Raw genomic sequence first — 17,513 nt, 5'->3', positions numbered from 1 at the left:
GTGTCCGCCGATCAGGCGGGTCATCAATCAGCTGGGGATGCAATCCTTCAGCTCTGGAAACTTCTCGTCGAAGCGCGCCGCCCAGCGTGTCAGCCGAGCGCGACCTTTCTCCCATTTGCCGGCGAAGCGAAGGGCGAGATAGCCAAGACAGGCGCGCAGCGCCATCTGACCGGCGGTGATCTTCTTGGGCAATTTTGGCGGGTTGGAATTGAGCAGGTCGAGCGCCTGCGTGATCTTCGCCCACTGGCGGTCCAGCCATGGTTGATAGACCATTTCTTCGGGCCGCGTGCGGCGCTCATAGACCATCGAAAGCGCGCAGTCGCAGATACCATCGGCCAGCGCCTCCAGCACTTCCGCCTCCAGCCGCTTGTCGGGATTGCGCGGGAAAAGCGCATTCTTCGAAACACGATTGAGATGCTGGGTGATGGCGCGGCTGTCATGGATCGAACGGCCGTCTTCGAGCACCAGGACCGGGATTTTGCCGAGCGGATTGGCGTCGATCAGGACAGCCTGTTTGTCCTCGGTCTTGACCGCTACCGCTTCGATGGCGATGCCGGCATAGGCGGCGGCCATGCGCACCTTGGAGCTGTAGGGGGAAGATGAGGCGTAGAGCAGCTTCGGCATGGTCGGGTTCCTGTTAGCATATGGGCAGTGTCGACCGGACAGATCTCTGCGATCAACGGCCAGGCGGCAACAAAATAATCGCCAGGAACCGGCTGCGGTTTCCACTCATGATCATCATGACAGGCCTACGGACTGGTATGCCGGAGATACAAGAAAAAGGCAGCAGGCCGACGGGACTCGAGCCTGCTTTCGGGCCTCACCGCGTGCATTGCGCTGGAGCCTTACGCACCGAGAAGGAGAGGACCAGATCGGGCGAGCGAGGCAGCCAACCGGCGCCTCGCTTTGCTTGCCCTCATTCCCTTCCTCCACGCCCAGCCCCGCAGGCTGGACCCATTGCCGGAAATGCCCCGATCCAGAGAGCGCCGGAGCGTCCTTGTCACGCCCGCAACGGACGCGACGCCCCAACGGTCCGGTTTACTTCTTGGCCGGAGCCTTCGCCTTCGCAGGTGCCGCCTTTGCCTTCGGAGCGGCGGCTTTTTTCACCGCCGGCTTTGTCGCGGCTGCCGCGGCCTTCTTTGGCGGAGCTTTGGCCGGAGCCTTGGCTGCAGCCTTCGCGGGCGCTGCTTTCTTGGCCGCGGGTTTTGCCGCCGCCTTGGCCGCAGGCTTCTTGGCCGGTGCTGCCTTAGCCGCGGGCTTCTTTGCCGGTGCTGCCTTCGCTGCGGGCTTTGCCGCCGCCTTGGCGGGCGCTGCTTTCTTGGCCACCGGCTTCGCGGCAGGCTTTGCCGCGGCTACGGGTTTCTTTGCCGGCGCCTTGGCAGCGGCAGCCTTCGGCTTGGCGGCGGGCGCTGCTTTCTTCACTGCGGTTGCGGCCTTCGCCGCCACTGCTTTTGCGGGTGCTTTCTTTGCCGGTGTCTTGGATGCCGGCGCTTTAGATGACTGCTTAGCCATGTCATGCCCCTTCACGTTATGCCGACGGCCGTGAATGACCCCGGCGCGCAATGCATATCTGACTCGCGGCTCGCTAGCCAGCGAAGCAATGTCATGATTTTCGCAATGTAAACTTTGACCGCGGACGAGGCATGATCGCGCTGATCATCGCACGGATGCGATGCTGATCTTCGGATATCGTCAGCGGTTCGACACCGACATTCTCAATGCGTCACAAGACCGGCCTGCCGTGAAGTGCTGAAGGTCAGCGACCTATCTTGTGCATTGATCTTCGGCCACCGACATCATGACCTGTCGCTTCATCGACACGGTTGTCTTCTGTAGCGGGACGGATCTACGCGGATCAGGAGAGCAAAGGGGTCACCAATTCGCCCGTTACCTTGTCAAACAGTTCTCCATCACTCGGAGAATTGACAGATAACTCTATATTGCAGAGTATTCTGCAAGGGATTGGAGCGTGCTGAATGTCGGTTACAGAGGAGCAAGCCTCGCCGTCCGAGATCGCCGGGATTGCGTCCGACGATATCGGCCCTTTCATCGATGGCCCGTGCCTTTGCCGCGCCGGAGCCGATCGATGAGCGCCGACGAGATCATCCATCAGAGTACGCGACTCAGGATCATGGCCGCCCTGAACATGCTGGAAAGGCGGGAGGCGTTGGAGTTCACGCAGCTGAAAGCCATGATCGAAGCCACAGACGGCAATCTCGGCGCGCATCTCGACACGCTGGCAAGGGCCGGCTACGTCAATGTCGAAAAGCTGTTCGTCGGACGGCGGCCGCAGACGCGGATCAAGGCGACGACGATCGGACGGCGCGCGTTTCGTGGCCACGTTGCTTTTCTACGCAGGATTCTCGATCAGGCCGAGACGCCGCCGCGCAGAAAATAGGCCGTTGCCGATCGATGCCTCTTAGCGCGTGGCGACGCCGGCACCAATCATGACACCGCCTGCCGGGCGGCGGTGTGTCTCCGCTTCCAGCAGCCGGCTCGAACGCACCCGGTTCAAATAGCCATACTGGAAGAGTTTAAGCAGATCGGCCGGACCGTAACCGGGACGACCGTTCCCCTGGGCTCGATACGGGGCAAATCCTGACGCCTGCAAATCCAGCCCATCGACGAAGCGAACCGGATTGTCTGACATAGTATCCAACGCTCAGGCCGAAGCAGCATCTGCGAGCGATCAATCCCAGAGCCGGCGATCGACTCTTGGCAGGTACGCGCACCTGTGGGATCTTCTTTTATGTTCCGATGAGAAGATTTGTCATGGATGGCTTGAAGACTTTTATCCTGGAAGCAAAATCGGCGACATATGTCGGAGGCGGCAGCCCGTCACCGGCATGCCGGAATGCGTCACACGACATCGGTTACAAGCGTGGTTCTTGGCACTATCTGGATAGCTATTTTGGAGGTACCGATTTTCTTGGACAGGAAGTCGTCTGGCAAGGTGACGACCCCGTTTGGGCCATGAACTATTATGGCCGTATCCTAGATCCGGAAATGATCGACGCGACCATTGCCGGTACAGTTATCAAGGAGTCGTTGTCAGCCTTGTACGGACTCGGCAGATTCCTCGGTGCATTCGAATATGTCGTTCGACAATACCGTTACGTTGACAACAGCAACGAGAACGTTGAGGGGTTCCTCGGAATCGAGCGGATCTACGTCGAACACAAGGAGGTCTATCGGTTAGACTATCACGGAGGACTTGTTAGGCCATAACCGCAAGTTGCGGATCAAACGCGCCTGCATAGCTCACACAATTGCGGATCGCCGTAATGGGCGGGCCGGCCCCAACGCGAAGGCGGCCACCATGGCGCATAGGCCAAAAGCGCATACAGACCGCCGCCGAGCGCCTTCCAGGTTTCCGGCGCGCGTGGGTCGACGGTGAACCGGCCGCGACAGGCCACGAGGTCACCGACAGCAATGCGCCGTAGATCAGCAGGACCCAAAGCCCGCCGTATAGGCGATCATGCAATTCGCCCAGTCCAGCCACTGTATCCTCTCGGGCGCAAGGTCGCTGCCGCCCGAAAAAACCGGCTGCTGGGATTTAGCGCAGGACGCGGCAGCGGCCGTTGTAGACCATCCAGCGGTCGAAGCCCGAGACGCAGAATTCAACGTTGTCGCCGATCGAGGCAAAGCCCTGCCCTTCTTCGATCAGGTACCAGATCGTCCGGTCGCGGCCGTCGGACAGGCTGACGGTGGCGCCGCAGTAGCGGCGACCGATCGGCCAGGTCTCGTTGGCCGGCAGATAGCGATGCTGGTGGATGCGCTGGAAATCGGTGATCTGCACATCGGGCAGATGCGGCACGTGATGCACCTGATAGGAGAAGCGGCTGGTGATCTTGTTCAGCACCCAGGGCTGGCCGCAGATGCCACTGTCCTCATCGATGTAGACGGCAAGGTCGGCCGCGTGTGCCGCCTGAGTGACGCCAAGAGGTGCGGCAAGCGGGGTGCAGAGCGAAATCAGGGCAGCAAGTGCGGATTTGGCGAAGCGAGTCATGACAGCCTCTCAAGGTCGATTGCGCGCACTGTGCGGATTCGCTGACGTTCGGTCAAGCGATTGTGATTGACTTGGTTTCCGCCTTCGAAATAGCCAGAGCCGGCGCTCGCAAGCGCTCGCTGTCGCTTCTACGCGGCCTCGCCCGCCAACCACTCCAGCGACCAGTGCGCGGGTTTTTCCACGGCGAGCAGTTTGTGCAGTGCCGGCAGCACGCTTCGCAACTCGGCTTCCAGAGTGAAAGGCGGATTGACCACCACCATGCCGCTGCCGTCGAGGCTGGGTTCCGAAGAGGCCGGCCTGATCTCGAATTCGATGTCGAGCAGTTTCGGAATGCCGGATTGCTTCAGCGCTTTCCTGAAGGCGATGATCGCCCTGCGGTCCTTGATCGGATACCACAACGCATAGATGCCCCCCGGCCACCGCTTGTGCGCTCTTATAAGCCCTTCGGCGAGGCGATCGAACTCGCCCGCCTCCTCGAAAGGCGGATCGATGAGCACCAGCCCGCGCTTTTCCTTCGGCGGCAGGTGGGCGCCGAGCGCCAGCCAGCCGTCGAGTTCCATCACCCTGGTCTGGAAATCTCCGGCGAACTCCGCCTTCAGCTTCGCGGCATCCTTGGGATGCAGTTCGATCGCCGAAAGCCGATCCTGCTTGCGCAGGAGATTGCGCGCGAGCCGGGGCGAGCCCGGATATTTCTTCACGCCGCCCTCAGGATTGAGCGACCGCACCGTCTCCAGATAGGGCGCGAGCAGCGCCGCCGTCCTGGCGTCGAGCGAAGCATCGATGAGGCGACCGATGCCGCCTTGCCATTCGCCGGTCTTTTGCGCCTCGAGCGACGACAGATCGTAGCGGCCGATGCCGGCGTGGGTGTCGACGACGCGAAACGCCTTGTCCTTCTGCTTCAGATATTCGAGCAGCCGCGTCAGCACGACATGCTTGACGACGTCGGCGAAATTCCCGGCGTGATAGGCGTGGCGGTAGTTCACTTGGAGCCCCTGCCCCAGCGCGGCGGTGGCGGCTGCGAGTTCGGATTCTCCGGCCGGCCGGCACGCGTACGCAAGGACAGCATGAAGCCGATCAGGCCAACCGCCATCAGCGAGAAGCCGACCGGCCGCGCACGGCTGTCGGTCTCGCCGATACCGGAACGCAAGATGAGATCGACCGCCCGCATCGGAATGTCCTCGGCATCGCCTGGGCCGACGGTGAAGACGTAAGGGCCAGGGCTGACGGCCGCGATCACCCCGGCCTCGTCGCGAAAGATCTTGTCGGGCAGTTGCGGGCTGGCCTGGCGCGGATTGTCCACGTGGTTGAACTGCAAAGTCGAGGCAAGCACCGTGCGGCCGCTGGCGGCCGCGGTCAGCGTCAATATCGTGCGCTGCTGCGAAACGATGCGCTCGGCCCTGGCAGTGAGGTCCACCAGCACCCGCACCGGCGCGTCGCGGCCGGAGAGCGGCACTGTCACCGGCCTGAAACGGCCCTGCTCATAGACCCGCCACGTACCGATCTCATGGCCGGAAAAATTGGTCATCGCCCAGGGGTAGATGACACCGATGCCGGTGCCGGCCAGCAAGATCAGGACAAACAGAAAGCGCATTCAGACAATCACCAGCGATATCGTGACCTTGCCCATAGCGCCCCGACGATCAAAAGGCGATGGCCAGCTTCAGCAGCCATCCCGCTTCCAAGGCTTTCGCGACTTGCGCACATCGAACAAGACGGCAAGGGCCGGTGCGCGCCATCGGTGCACGAATAGCATTTCATTCACACTTGAGCGACCGCCAAAGCCGACGCTGGGCTCACTGCTCCGCCCGGATATTCCAACTGAGGCGCAGTACTGCCCGCCTATGCCTTGCGCTCCCAGCGGCGGTCTGGCGTCTGCTGCCAGTAGGTCACCATATGGCCGGCGTCCTTCATCGTCTTCCAGTGGCCGCGGGCGGCCTCGACCTGGGCGGCGTCGTGGCCGTCGAACAGGAACACGGCACGCTCGTAGCCGGCAAGTTCGGGTGGCACCGCGCCGTCGACCAGGAATCTTATCTTGGCCTCGTTGGGATTGCCGTCGCCGGTGGTCAGGAGAATCGGCTGCTCGTCCGGAAAAGCCTCGCGGTCGGTCGCATGGGCGAGAAACGAATCGTCGCGGAAGGTCCACAGATGCTGGTCGAGCGCGTCGCGGCGCTCCTCGGTGCCAGTCTGCACCACGGCGCGCCAGCCACGGTCGACGCTGCGTTCCAAGAGGCCTGGCAGCGTGTCCTCCAGCGTCGATTCGGTCAGGTGATAGAACAGGACGTCGGCCATGGATCCAGGTCAGCTCTCGTAATGGTCGCGCACCAGCCGGTCGAGCAGCCGAACACCGAAACCCGAAGCCCAGGACTGGTTGATCTCGTTCGACGGCGAGCCGATCGCCGTGCCGGCAATGTCGAGATGCGCCCAGGGCGTGTCCTTGACGAAGCGCTGCAGGAATTGCGCCGCGATGATGGCGCCGCCATAGCGGCCGCCAATATTCTTCATGTCGGCGTTCTTGGAATCGATCAGCTTGTCGTATTCCGTGCCGAGCGGCATGCGCCACAGCCGTTCCTGCGTCGCTTGTCCCGCCGCCGTCAGCCTTTGCGCCAGTTCGTCATTGTTGGAGAACAGGCCGGCATAGTGCTGGCCGAGCGCGACCATGATGGCGCCGGTGAGCGTCGCCAGATTGACCATGAATTTCGGTCGAAAGCGGTCGTTGCAGTACCACAGCGCGTCGGCCAGCACGAGGCGTCCTTCCGCGTCGGTGTTGAGCACCTCGATGGTTTGGCCCGACATCGAGGTGACGATGTCGCCGGGGCGCTGCGCGTGGCCATCGACGGCATTTTCGACCAGCCCGATGATGCCGACGACATTGGCCTTCGCCTTGCGGGCGGCCAAAGCGTGCATCAAGCCGGTGACGGCGGCAGCGCCACCCATGTCGCCCTTCATGTCTTCCATGCCCGATGCCGGCTTGATCGAATTGCCGCCCGTGTCGAAAGTCACGCCCTTGCCGACAAAGGCCACCGGGCTGTCCTTGGGCTTGCCGCCGTTCCATTGCATGACGACCATGCGGGCACCGCGCGGCGAACCTTGCGCGACGCCGAGCAGCGAGCCCATGCCGAGCTTCTTCATCTCCTTCTCGGTCAAGATCTCGACCTTGACACCGAGCGCCTCGAGTTCGTCTGCGCGGGCGGCGAACTCGACCGGCCCCAACGCGTTGGCCGGCTCGTTGACCAGGTCGCGCGCCAGGAGCACGCCGTCGACCACCGCTTCAAGCTCGGCGAAGGCCTTCTTGGCGCCTGCCGGGTCGGCGGTGTGGATGGTGACCTTGACCGGCTTTTTCGGATCGGGCTTGCCGTTGTCCTTGTCCTTCCTGGTCTTGTATTTGTCGAAGGAGTAGCCGCGAAGAAGGATGCCCGCGGCAAGGTTCGCGGCGTCCTTACCATTGGGCGAGGCACCGATCAGGTCGAGCACCACGGCCGCGTCGGTCGCCTTGCGCAGCGACGACGCGATGCTGCCGCCAAGCTTCAGCCAGGCATATTCGTCGAGCCCCGACACCTTGCCGGCGCCGATCGCCACCAGCCTGTCGAGCGAGCCTCCTTCCGGCGCCAGGATTTCGAGGACGCTGGCGAACTTGCCCGTGAACTCGCCGACAGGGAAAGCCCGCTCCAGCGTCTTGCCGGAATCGTAGGCCCTGGCGGTGTCGCTCAGGCCACCACCATCCGCCGACAGCACGAAGACCGTGCCCTTCCTGTTCGCCGCCGCTTGAGGCGCAGCGAATTTTGCGAAGGCGATCGACGGTCTCTGGTTCATCATGTCCTGCTTTCGGGGAGTGCGTGGTTCTGCGGGAAGCCGTTAAAGCGATCCGCGACATTTGGTCGTTTTCCGGCATTTGGCAAGACTTTGCCGAATTCGCTCCCCATATGACACGTGGAATCGATGGCGATTCGTCGCGGCACGGCCCCGCTTCTTGCCGCAACCTGTTGTTAACCATCGATGTTCGCCCTTTCTTATCCATTCCCCCCGACACTCCGGCCAACCGCGGCGCGCGATGTGGGACGGGACCGGATCGCCTGCCTGACCGGGCCCGAGGGAGCCAGTTGTGCGGGCGTCGCCGGACAGCTACCTTTACGCGGTGGCATGATGCCGTTCGAGAAAATCGAGTAAAGCCTTCATGAAGGTCATTGAACGCTACATCATGCGCCGCGCTCTCGTGGTCTTCATGGCAGCGCTGGTCTGGACGCTGGCGATCGTCTGGACGACGCAGGTGCTGGCCAAGATCGACCTCGTCACCGACAGCGGTCAATCGGCGCTGACCTTCTTCGAGGTCGCATCCCTCATCCTTCCCTCGATTATCCCCATCGTTGTGCCTTTCGCACTGGTGGTGGCGGTCGCCCAGACACTCAGCGTCATGAATTCGGATTCGGAACTCGCCGTCGTCAACGCGTCGGGTGCCTCGCGCTGGACCATTGTGCGGCCGATCATGCTTCTGGCGCTCGCGGCCAGCGTCTTCTCCTTTGCCGTCGACAACGGCATCGATCCCTATGCACGGCAGAAAAACCGCGCACTGGTGGCTGAGTCGCGCGCCGATCTGCTGTCGCTGATCATCCAGGAAGGCACCTTCCGCAAAATAGAGGACGGGCTGTTCCTGCAGATCGGCGAGCGGCTACCCAATAATCGGCTGGGCGGCATTTTCGTCGCCGATTCGCGCGAGGAAGGCGTCAACCTCGTCTATTACGCCAAGACGGGCAGCATCATCGAACGCGGCGGCGAGAAGGTGCTGATGATGAATGACGGCGTCATCCATCGCAAAACGCTGACCGGCGACCTGTCGATCATCCGGTTCACATCCTACGCCTTCGACATGTCGGCCTTCATGACGGCGGCTTCCGAGGTGACGCTGCTGCCGAAGGACCGGACGACGCAGTACCTGCTCAATCCGAGTGCCAACGACAAGCATTACCAGCAAAGTCCCCAGGAGTACCGGGCCGAGGTCGACCAGCGGTTTTCGGAATGGACCTATTCGATGGTCTTCGCACTCATTGCCCTCGCCGTCGCCGGCGACGCGCGCTCGCACCGCGAAGCACGCGTCAATCCGCTGATCACGGCCATCGCGATATCGCTGTTCGTGCGCTGGCTAGGCTTCTTTGCCGCCAGCAAGGCCGATGAGATCCCGCAATATGGCTATATGGTCTATGGCGTGCCCATCGTGGCATCGGCGGTGGCGATCTGGTTCATCGTCTCCAACCGGACCATGGAACTGCCGGTGGCCTGGGCGGACTGGATGACAAACCTGGCCACGAGTGTCGGCGACGGCTGGAACGCCCTCAAGCTGAGGCTTTCCAGGCGCGACACTTCAGGGCAAAGGGTCGGCTGATGGGTTGGACGCTGGGCCGCTACTTCTTCTTCCGCTACGTGACGATAACCATCTGGTTCTTCATCGGCCTGCTGGCGCTGGTGTTCCTGATCGATTTCACCGAACTATCCGGCCGCACCACCGGCCTGCCCGGCTTCACCTATGGGACGGCGGTGGCCATCTCGGCGCTCCGGATGCCGATGATCATGCTGCAGACGGTGCCGTTTGTCGGCCTGTTCTCGGCGATGGCGACGTTGGTCTCGCTCAATCGCAGATATGAACTGGTCATCGCACGCTCGGCGGGCGTGTCCGCCTGGCAATTCCTGTTGCCATGCTGCATCGGTGCGTTGCTGTTCGGCATCGTGTCGGTCGGGATCATCAACCCGCTCGCCGCGCACGCCTTTTCCTGGTCCGAGCAGATCGAGACCCAACTGCGCTCCGGCAAATCAAACGTGGTTTCGGCCGATGCAGCCCCCTGGATCCGCCAAAAAACCGGCTCAGTGGACACCATCATCGGCGCGCGGGCCATTCTCAACCAGGGCCTGGAGATGGCCGACGCCGTCTTTTTCATCCTCGACCAGCAGGGCAATATCGTCGAGCGCAAGGACGCCGCGCATGCCTACCTGCGGGAGGGCTATTGGGAATTGCAGGATGTGAAGACGTTCCAGAACGGCACTATCCTGCCTGCCGCAAGCGATCGCGTGCCGACCAATCTGAAGCCCGAATTCGTGCAGGAGCGGCTGGCGCGCCCGGAAACCATTCCGTTCTACGACCTGCCCGGAAAAATCGAGGTTGCCCGCTCGTTCGGCCTCAAGGCAAATGCCTTTGCCATGCAGTTTGATTCGCTGGTGGCGTTGCCGTTCCTCCTCGTCGCCATGACGCTGATTGCGGCAACAGTTTCAATGCGATTTGCGAGGATGGGGCAGTCGGCGACGATGATTCTGGGTGGCGTCGTTGCCGGGTTTCTGCTTTATGTCGTTTCGGTGCTGGTAAAGGCAGTCGGCGTGGCGGGGTTCGTGCCGACTGTCATAGCCGCCTGGGTGCCGGTCGTGGTAGCTATGTTCTTCGGGGTGACTTTCCTGCTATACAAGGAAGACGGCTAGTGAGGGAGGCGTTTTTGCCCAGCTACAGGCAGGCCGGTTTGGCGCGCCTCTATGCGGCGACCGCCTTGGCGTGCCTGTTCGCCTGCGCCGTCCCGCTGCCGGTGTTCGCGCAGGACGTTGGCGACATGTCGACCAGCGTTCCGTCGGGCTCGCAGATGCTGCTGGCGGCCGATACGCTGGTTTACAACAACGACAACCAGACCGTGACCGCCGTCGGTGGCGTGCAGATCGATTATGGCGGCAATCGCCTTGTCGCCCAGAAGGTCGAGTACAACCGCAACACCAAGCGGATGGTCGCGAGCGGCAATGTCGAGGTCGTCAACAGCGACGGCACCAAGATCAATTCGCAACATATCGACATCACCGACGATTTCGCCGACGGCTTCGTCAATGCATTGCGCGTCGAAACCATCGACAAGGCCTATTTCGCCGCCGAAAGCGCCGAACGCATGGGCGGCGTGCTGACCACGTTCCACAATGGCGTCTACACCGCCTGCGAGCCGTGCGAGGACAAGCCCAACAAAGCGCCGACCTGGCGCGTGAAGGCGAAAAAGATCATCTGGAACGGCGAGAAGAAGACGGTCCGCTTCGAGAACGCGAATTTCGAGTTCTTCGGCTTCCCGCTCGCCTATCTGCCGGCATTCGAGATCGCCGACCCGACGGTCAAGCGCAAGAGCGGCTTTCTGATCCCCGGCATCATCTACAAAAGCGATCTCGGCGTCGGCGTGAAGGTTCCCTACTATTTCGCGTTGTCACCGACTTATGACCTGACCGTCACCGGCACCGGCTATACCAAGCAAGGCTTCCTCGGCGAGGCCGAATGGCGCCAGCGCTTCAACAATGGCGAATACAGCTTGAAGATCGCAGGGATCCATCAGCGGGATCCCGACGCCTTCATCGATGCCGCCGGTCGCAATGTCGATTCGGGTCCGGCGGGCGATCCCAACAAGTTCCGCGGCATGATGGGCACCCAGGGCCAGTTCGCCATCAATTCGCGCTGGAATTTCGGCTGGGACGTGCTGCTGCAGACCGACAAGAACTTCTCGAATATGTACAACATCGACAAGTACAATGCGTATGTTCACCAATCGTCGGTCTACCTGAACGGCCTCAACGGCCGCAATTATTTCGACGTGCGCGCCATGCATTTCGAGGTGCAGGAAAATACGCTCGGCGACAATCCGGCGGCGCGAAGCGGCCAGCAGCCCTGGGTACTGCCGTCGCTCGACTATGCCTACATCCCCGACGTATCGGTTGCCGGCGGTCAGTTGTCGCTCAACCTCAATGCGCGTGTCATCCGTCGCGACGATCTCGACGAGACTTTCAACATTCCATACGACTCCACCACCCCCACGCAGCGTGTCCGCGGCATCGAAGGCGAATCGGGCCGACTCACCGCCGAAGCCGAGTGGAAGCGGAGCTTCGTCACCGATGACGGACTTGTGCTGACGCCGTTGCTCGCGCTGCAGGGCGACGTGGACTACCTCGACGCGTCATCTGGTTCGCTCGCCGCCATCAACGAGATGGCGGCCAATCCCCTCATAGCCACCAGCGACGATATGCGCTCGTCGTTTGCGCGTTACATGGCGACCGCCGGGCTCGAGATGCGCTGGCCGTTGCTGTTTTCCATGGCCAGCGGATCCAGCCATGTGTTCGAACCGATGGCGCAGGTCTTCATGCGGCCGAACGAGCAATATGTCGGCGGCCTTTCCGTCCCGAACGAAGATGCCCAGAGCATGGTCTTCGACGCGACCACATTGTTCGAACGCGACAAATTCTCCGGTTACGATCGCGTGGAAGGCGGTTCGCGTGCCAATGTCGGCCTGCGTTATTCCGGCTCCTACAACAATGGCTGGGGCACCAATGCCATCCTAGGCCAGTCCTACCAGATCGGTGGCGAGAACTCTTTCGCCGCGCCGGACCTGGTCAATGTCGGCGCCTATTCCGGCCTTCAGACGAGCAAGTCGGATTATGTAGGCCTGTTTGGCATCAACAGCCCCAACGGGTTCGCGGCCTCGGTCAGCGGTCGTTTCGACGAACAGACCTTCGAGGTTCGCCGTGCCGAGGTGAAGGCCGCCTATTCAGGCCTGCCGGTGTCGCTGAGCGCCAAATATGCCTTCATCCAGGCCCAGCCGCTCTACGGTTTCACGACCGACCGTCACGAGGTCACGCTCGGTGCATCGACGCATCTTGCCGAGAACTGGCGCGTCTTCGGGACCGGAACCTACGATCTGGAGCAGAGCCTGCTGGTCAAGGACGGGGTCGGCTTCGCCTACAACGACTCCTGCTTCACCTACCTGATGACGTACTCGCAGTCGCGCGACCTGAACACCAGGGAGGTGACGCAGAGCATCGGCTTCAACCTGTCGTTCCGCACGCTCGGCGATTTCGGTACATCGAGCAGCGCCATCGACACGATCCAGTAGTCCGCGACATCGTTTCGCCGCATAGGGCTGGCACGGATTCGTGCATCCTGGACAGGACAAGGTTGGGCGGAACCGAGATAGAATTGGGATGCTAACGATGAGGAAATACCTCTTTTCGGCAGGGTTCGCGCTGCTTGTGGCGGCGACATCCGTGTCGATGACCGTGATGACCCCGCCGGCTTTCGCCAGCGAGATCAAATATGTCGTCAACGACATACCAGTCACCACCGGGGATATCGCGCATCGCGCCGCCTTTCTGAAGCTGCAGCGCAAGAAGGGCGATGCCGGCCAGGAAATGATCGACCAGACGCTGCGCATGGCAGAGGCCAGGCGGCTTGGCATCCGCATCAGCGACGCCCAGGTCGAGACCGCGTATCAGCGCTTTGCCTCCAACAACAAGATGCAGCTCGGCCAGCTTGACGGCGTCATGGAAAAATCCGGCGTCGGCAAGGACCATTTCAAGGAATTCATCCGCGCCCAGATGGCCTGGAACCAGGCCTTGAGCGCGCGTTACCGCTCCGGCGAAGGCGGCAGCGTGACCGAGCAGGACGCGGTCCGGCGCATGCTCGACAAGGGCGGTTCCAAACCAAGCGCCACCGAATACATGCTCCAGCAGGTTATCTTCGTCGTGCCGGCGGCCGAACGCAGCGCGACCTTGGCCAAGCGCAAGCGCGAGGCCGATGCCATGCGTGCCCGCTTCAACGGCTGCAACTCGACGCGCGAATTCGCCAAGGGCCTGCTCGACGTCACCGTCCGCGATCTGGGCCGGGTGCTGGCGCCGCAATTGCCGCCGGACTGGGCCGAGCAGATCAAGGCAACCAAGGTCGGCGGCGCCACCGTCACGCGTGCGACCGAACGCGGCGTCGAGTTCATCGGCATCTGCTCTTCGCGCGAAGTGTCCGACGACAAGGTCGCCCAGATGGTGTTCCAGAATGAAGGCTCCGGCGACAAGAACGCCGACGAGCTCAGCAAGAAATATGTAGACGAGCTGAAGGCGAAAGCCCGCATCGTCAAGCGCTGATGGGCAGCGCAATGACTGCGCTCGCGTTGAGCGTCGGCGATCCCTCGGGCATCGGGCCGGAAATCGCCATCGCCGCCTTTCTGGCGCGCGACACTGTTGGCGTACCTCCCTTCTATCTGCTCGCCGACCCGGCGCTGATCGCTTCGCGGGCAGGCCTTCTCGGCATTTCGCTGCCGGCGGTCGAAACAACACCTGCGCAAGCCGTGCAAGCCTTCTCCCACGCGCTGCCGATCGTCCCATTGGCCGCCCGCAGCATCGACAGCCCCGGTCGGCCGGACCCGGCCAATGCGGCCGGCATCATCGAGGCCATCGACCGCGCCGTTGCCGATTGCCTCGCCGGCGTCGCCGCGGCCGTCGTCACCTGCCCCATTGCCAAGAAGCCGCTCTACGATGCCGGCTTCCGCTTTCCCGGCCACACCGAATATCTGGCCTATCTGGCCGCAAGGCACAGCGGGGTCGACGCGGTGCCGGTGATGATGCTGGCAGGCCCGGACCTGCGCACGGTTCCCGTCACCATCCACATCGCGTTGGCCGAAGTGCCGAAAGCCCTGACCACCGAGTTGATCGTCGCCACCGCTCGCGTGACCGCCACCGACCTTGCCAGCCGCTTCGGCATCGCCAGGCCGCGGCTGGCCATCGCCGGTCTCAATCCGCATGCGGGCGAAGGCGGCTCCATGGGCCTGGAGGACGAACGCATCGTGCGCCCGGCGGTCGACATGCTGCGTTCCGAAGGGATCGACGCTTTCGGCCCGCTACCGGCCGACACCTTGTTCCACGCCCGGGCACGCGCCGGCTACGACGTGGCACTTTGCATGTATCACGACCAGGCGCTGATCCCGGCCAAGGCGCTGGCCTTCGACGAGGCGGTCAACGTCACGCTCGGCCTGCCCTTCATCCGCACCTCGCCCGACCACGGCACCGCCTTCGATATTGCCGGCAAGGGTATTGCGCGCCCCGACAGCCTGATCGCGGCGCTGAAGCTTGCCAGACAGCTCGCCGACACCGATGCAAGCGCCGCATGAGCGCTTCCGCTTCGAGTCCAAAAGCATGAGCATCGATGGGCTGCCGCCGCTGCGCGACGTCATCGAGCGTCATGAACTGCAAGCGAAGAAGTCGCTCGGCCAGAACTTCCTGTTCGACCTCAATTTGACCGGCAAGATCGCACGTGCCGCAGGCGATCTGACAAACGCCACGGTAATCGAGGTGGGGCCGGGGCCCGGAGGGCTGACAAGGGCGCTGCTTTTCAATGGCGCGCGCCGCGTCGTCGCCATCGAGCGCGACGAACGCTGCCTGGCTGCCCTTGCGGAAGTGTCCGCTCATTATCCCGGCCGGCTGGAGGTGGTTCCCGGCGACGCGCTGAAGACCGATTTCGCGGCCCTCACCGCAACCGTCGCCGGAGATGGCGGCCCGGTAAGGATCGTCGCCAATCTGCCCTACAATATCGGCACGGAACTGCTGGTCCGATGGCTGACGGTGGCGGACTGGCCGCCCTTCTACGCCTCGATGACGCTGATGTTCCAACGCGAGGTGGCCCAGCGCATCGTCGCGGCGCCGGGCAGCGATGCCTATGGCAGGCTTGGCGTGCTGGCCGGCTGGCGTACGCAAGCCAGGATCGCCTTCGATGTGCCGCCCCAGGCGTTCACGCCGCCGCCCAAGGTCACCTCGTCGGTCGTGCAGCTGGAGCCGCGCGCGACACCCTTGGCTACCGACGTGAAGAAACTCGGCCGCGTCACCGAAGCCGCCTTCGGCCAACGGCGCAAGATGCTGAGGCAGAGCGTGAAAAGCCTTGGCGGCGAGGCTCTGCTCGAACGCGCTGGCATCGACCCGACCCGCCGCGCCGAAACGCTCAGCGTCGAGGAATTCGTAAGGCTGACTAACGCGGTCTAAACTCTTCTCCCCGTGAACGGGGCGAAGGACGAGGGATCAATCCGTCTTCTCGTCCAGCAGTCCCGAGACGAAGTCGAACAGACCAGGCCGGCGATCGCGTCTTAGCCGCTCGGCGACGACGATGCCGCGCACCTCGGCGAAGGCGCGGTCGAGATCGTCGTTGACGATGACGAAATCATACTCCTTCCAGTGCTCGATCTCGTTGCGGGCGTTCTTCAGCCGTGTCTCGATCACCGCTTCCTGATCCTCGGCGCGGCGCTTCAGGCGCGCCTTCAATTCCTTCATCGACGGCGGCAGGATGAAGATCGAGACGATGTCGGCGCGCATCTTCTCCTTGAGCTGCTGGGCGCCTTGCCAGTCGATGTCGAACAGCATGTCGCGGCCTTGCGCCAGCGCCAGTTCGGCCGGTTCGCGCGGTGTCGCGTAGCAATTGCCGTGCACTTCGGCCCACTCGAGCAGCGCGTCGGAATCGCGCAGCCGTTCGAACTCACGCATCGTTCGGAAATGATAATGAACGCCCTCGATCTCGCTGCCACGGCGCGGTCTGGTGGTGACGGAAACAGACAGTTCGAGGCTGGAATCGCTCTCCAGAAGATTGCGCGCGATCGTCGACTTGCCGGCACCCGAGGGTGACGACAGGACGAGCATCAGGCCTCGGCGACGAATGCGAGACCCCAAATCCCTGGCAACCATCGGCTACTCCAGATTCTGGACTTGTTCACGAAACTGGTCGACCACGGACTTCAGTTCCAGTCCAATCGCGGTGACGGCGGCGGCGTTCGACTTCGAGCACAGCGTATTCGATTCGCGGTTAAATTCCTGTGCCAGGAAATCGAGCTTGCGGCCGACGGCGCCGCCCCCTTTGAGCAGGGTCCGGCCGGACGCGACATGCGTTTTCAGCCGGTCGATCTCTTCGCGAATATCCGCCTTGGTGGCAAGAAACGCCGCTTCCATGTGCAGCCTGGCTGCATCCAGATTGGCGGAGGCGTCCATCAGCAGCCCGACCTGCTCGGCGATCCGCTCGCGGATCGCCGCCGGATCGCGTGACGGATCCGCTTCGGCGCGCAGCGTCAGCATTTCGATGGTATCGACATGGCCGGAAAGCAGCAGCGCCAGCGCAGCACCCTCGCCCTGTCGCGCCTGTTCCAGCCCTTCCAGCGCAACCTCGAGCGCGGCGGTGATGGCGGTGTCGAGCGCGGTCCGTACTTCCTCGGTTTCGACGGTTTCGGGAATGTCGAGCACGCCACGAAGCGACAGCAGACCGTCAGCCGTCGCCGGGGCAACCCCGAATTGCTCCTGCAGCCGCCGGGCAAGGCCGGCGAGGTCTTTTAGAAACGCTTCATTGACGACCGGCTGCGCCTGGGCGCCGGCGGCACGGCCAATGGTCAAAGTTGCCTGGAAATTGCCGCGCGAAAAACGCTTCTGCAGCGTTTGCCTGACCGCCGGTTCCAACCGCTCGAAGCCTTGGGGCAGCCGCAGCCGCACCTCCACGCTCTTGCCGTTGACCGATTTGACCTCCCAGGCGATCGACGTGCCTTCATGCTCGGCGACCGCACGCGCAAAACCGGTCATGCTCTGCAAATTCATATCGCCCGCACATCCCTGGTGCATCGCCCCGAAACCAGCTTTCCGGACAGGGCAAATGCCGTTTAAAAATGACCGCACCGCGAGCGCGTCGAAACCGGACGCGCGGCGCTCTTTCAAATGTCAGGCC

17 protein-coding genes and 1 pseudogene are annotated in these 17,513 nt (G+C 62.7%); 8 read left to right on the top strand and 10 right to left on the bottom strand.

The window, feature by feature from the left end; translation table 11 throughout:
* Window positions 1-27: 27 nt before the first annotated feature.
* Window positions 28-624 (bottom strand): glutathione S-transferase family protein, encoded by a 597-nt coding sequence (locus NKI49_RS01870; RefSeq protein ID WP_352598614.1) that lies wholly within the window; start codon window positions 622-624, stop codon window positions 28-30.
* A gap of 414 nt (window positions 625-1,038) precedes the next feature.
* Window positions 1,039-1,422, bottom strand: coding sequence for a hypothetical protein (locus NKI49_RS01865; protein WP_352598615.1), 384 nt, complete (start codon window positions 1,420-1,422; stop codon window positions 1,039-1,041).
* A gap of 664 nt (window positions 1,423-2,086) precedes the next feature.
* Between NKI49_RS01865 and NKI49_RS01860 the strand changes: the two genes are divergently transcribed.
* The gene (locus NKI49_RS01860) at window positions 2,087-2,398 is read left to right on the top strand and encodes a transcriptional regulator (RefSeq protein WP_352598616.1); all 312 of its coding nucleotides are present in this window, start codon (window positions 2,087-2,089) and stop codon (window positions 2,396-2,398) included.
* Between the two features lie 69 nt (window positions 2,399-2,467).
* Here NKI49_RS01860 and NKI49_RS01855 read toward each other — a convergent pair.
* Window positions 2,468-2,679, bottom strand: a pseudogene (locus NKI49_RS01855) (transposase); the annotation flags it as partial.
* A 93-nt stretch (window positions 2,680-2,772) separates the two neighbouring features.
* Between NKI49_RS01855 and NKI49_RS01850 the strand changes: the two are divergent.
* The gene (locus tag NKI49_RS01850; RefSeq protein WP_352598617.1) at window positions 2,773-3,228 is read left to right on the top strand and encodes a DUF5680 domain-containing protein; all 456 of its coding nucleotides are present in this window, start codon (window positions 2,773-2,775) and stop codon (window positions 3,226-3,228) included.
* Window positions 3,229-3,556: 328 nt separating this feature from the next.
* Here the strand turns inward: NKI49_RS01850 and NKI49_RS01845 are convergent, their stop codons facing one another.
* From NKI49_RS01845 to NKI49_RS01825, 5 genes are all read right to left on the bottom strand, one after another.
* Window positions 3,557-4,009 (bottom strand): hypothetical protein, encoded by a 453-nt coding sequence (locus tag NKI49_RS01845; protein WP_352598618.1) that lies wholly within the window; start codon window positions 4,007-4,009, stop codon window positions 3,557-3,559.
* Between the two features lie 128 nt (window positions 4,010-4,137).
* A complete protein-coding gene (locus tag NKI49_RS01840; RefSeq protein WP_352598619.1) occupies window positions 4,138-4,992 on the bottom strand; it encodes a 23S rRNA (adenine(2030)-N(6))-methyltransferase RlmJ in 855 nt (284 codons plus the stop codon).
* Complete coding sequence (locus NKI49_RS01835) at window positions 4,989-5,600, bottom strand: hypothetical protein (RefSeq protein ID WP_352598620.1); 612 nt, start codon at window positions 5,598-5,600, stop codon at window positions 4,989-4,991. Before NKI49_RS01835 ends, NKI49_RS01840 begins: the two co-directional genes overlap by 4 nt.
* 248 nt (window positions 5,601-5,848) lie before the next feature.
* Window positions 5,849-6,298: a DNA polymerase III subunit chi gene (locus NKI49_RS01830; RefSeq protein WP_352598621.1), complete on the bottom strand. Its 450-nt coding sequence runs from the start codon at window positions 6,296-6,298 to the stop codon at window positions 5,849-5,851.
* A 9-nt stretch (window positions 6,299-6,307) separates the two neighbouring features.
* Entirely contained in the window at window positions 6,308-7,819 is a 1,512-nt protein-coding gene (locus NKI49_RS01825; protein ID WP_352598622.1) for a leucyl aminopeptidase, read from the bottom strand.
* A gap of 361 nt (window positions 7,820-8,180) precedes the next feature.
* Between NKI49_RS01825 and lptF the strand changes: the two genes are divergently transcribed.
* The 6 genes from lptF (at window position 8,181) to rsmA (ending at window position 15,799) form a co-directional block, all read left to right on the top strand.
* Window positions 8,181-9,383, top strand: coding sequence for an LPS export ABC transporter permease LptF (gene lptF / locus NKI49_RS01820; RefSeq protein WP_352598623.1), 1,203 nt, complete (start codon window positions 8,181-8,183; stop codon window positions 9,381-9,383).
* Window positions 9,380-10,465 (top strand): LPS export ABC transporter permease LptG, encoded by a 1,086-nt coding sequence (gene lptG, locus NKI49_RS01815; protein WP_352598660.1) that lies wholly within the window; start codon window positions 9,380-9,382, stop codon window positions 10,463-10,465. Before lptF ends, lptG begins: the two co-directional genes overlap by 4 nt.
* On the top strand, window positions 10,465-12,891 hold the full coding sequence (locus NKI49_RS01810; RefSeq protein WP_352598624.1) for an LPS-assembly protein LptD: 2,427 nt from the start codon (window positions 10,465-10,467) through the stop codon (window positions 12,889-12,891). Before lptG ends, NKI49_RS01810 begins: the two co-directional genes overlap by 1 nt.
* Window positions 12,892-12,979: 88 nt before the next feature.
* The gene (locus NKI49_RS01805) at window positions 12,980-13,912 is read left to right on the top strand and encodes a SurA N-terminal domain-containing protein (RefSeq protein WP_352598625.1); all 933 of its coding nucleotides are present in this window, start codon (window positions 12,980-12,982) and stop codon (window positions 13,910-13,912) included.
* A complete protein-coding gene (gene pdxA / locus NKI49_RS01800) occupies window positions 13,912-14,934 on the top strand; it encodes a 4-hydroxythreonine-4-phosphate dehydrogenase PdxA (protein WP_352598626.1) in 1,023 nt (340 codons plus the stop codon). The genes NKI49_RS01805 and pdxA overlap by 1 nt, the downstream gene beginning before the upstream one ends.
* A gap of 25 nt (window positions 14,935-14,959) precedes the next feature.
* Window positions 14,960-15,799, top strand: a complete 840-nt coding sequence (rsmA, locus tag NKI49_RS01795) for a 16S rRNA (adenine(1518)-N(6)/adenine(1519)-N(6))-dimethyltransferase RsmA (protein WP_352598627.1) — start codon at window positions 14,960-14,962, stop codon at window positions 15,797-15,799.
* Window positions 15,800-15,835: 36 nt separating this feature from the next.
* Here rsmA and gmk read toward each other — a convergent pair whose 3' ends face one another.
* Window positions 15,836-16,492 carry a guanylate kinase gene (gene gmk / locus NKI49_RS01790; protein WP_023773399.1) on the bottom strand — a complete coding sequence of 219 codons (657 nt, stop codon included), beginning with the start codon at window positions 16,490-16,492 and terminating at the stop codon, window positions 15,836-15,838.
* A gap of 3 nt (window positions 16,493-16,495) precedes the next feature.
* Window positions 16,496-17,386 (bottom strand): YicC/YloC family endoribonuclease, encoded by an 891-nt coding sequence (locus tag NKI49_RS01785; RefSeq protein ID WP_352598628.1) that lies wholly within the window; start codon window positions 17,384-17,386, stop codon window positions 16,496-16,498.
* Window positions 17,387-17,513: the final 127 nt, after the last annotated feature.

The sequence above is a fragment of the Mesorhizobium sp. M0587 genome (assembly GCF_040320945.1).
In the GTDB taxonomy this organism is placed as follows: Bacteria; Pseudomonadota; Alphaproteobacteria; order Rhizobiales; family Rhizobiaceae; genus Mesorhizobium.
The sequence above is the reverse complement of the archived record's forward strand: the minus strand, read 5'-3'. Positions and strand labels throughout refer to the sequence as shown.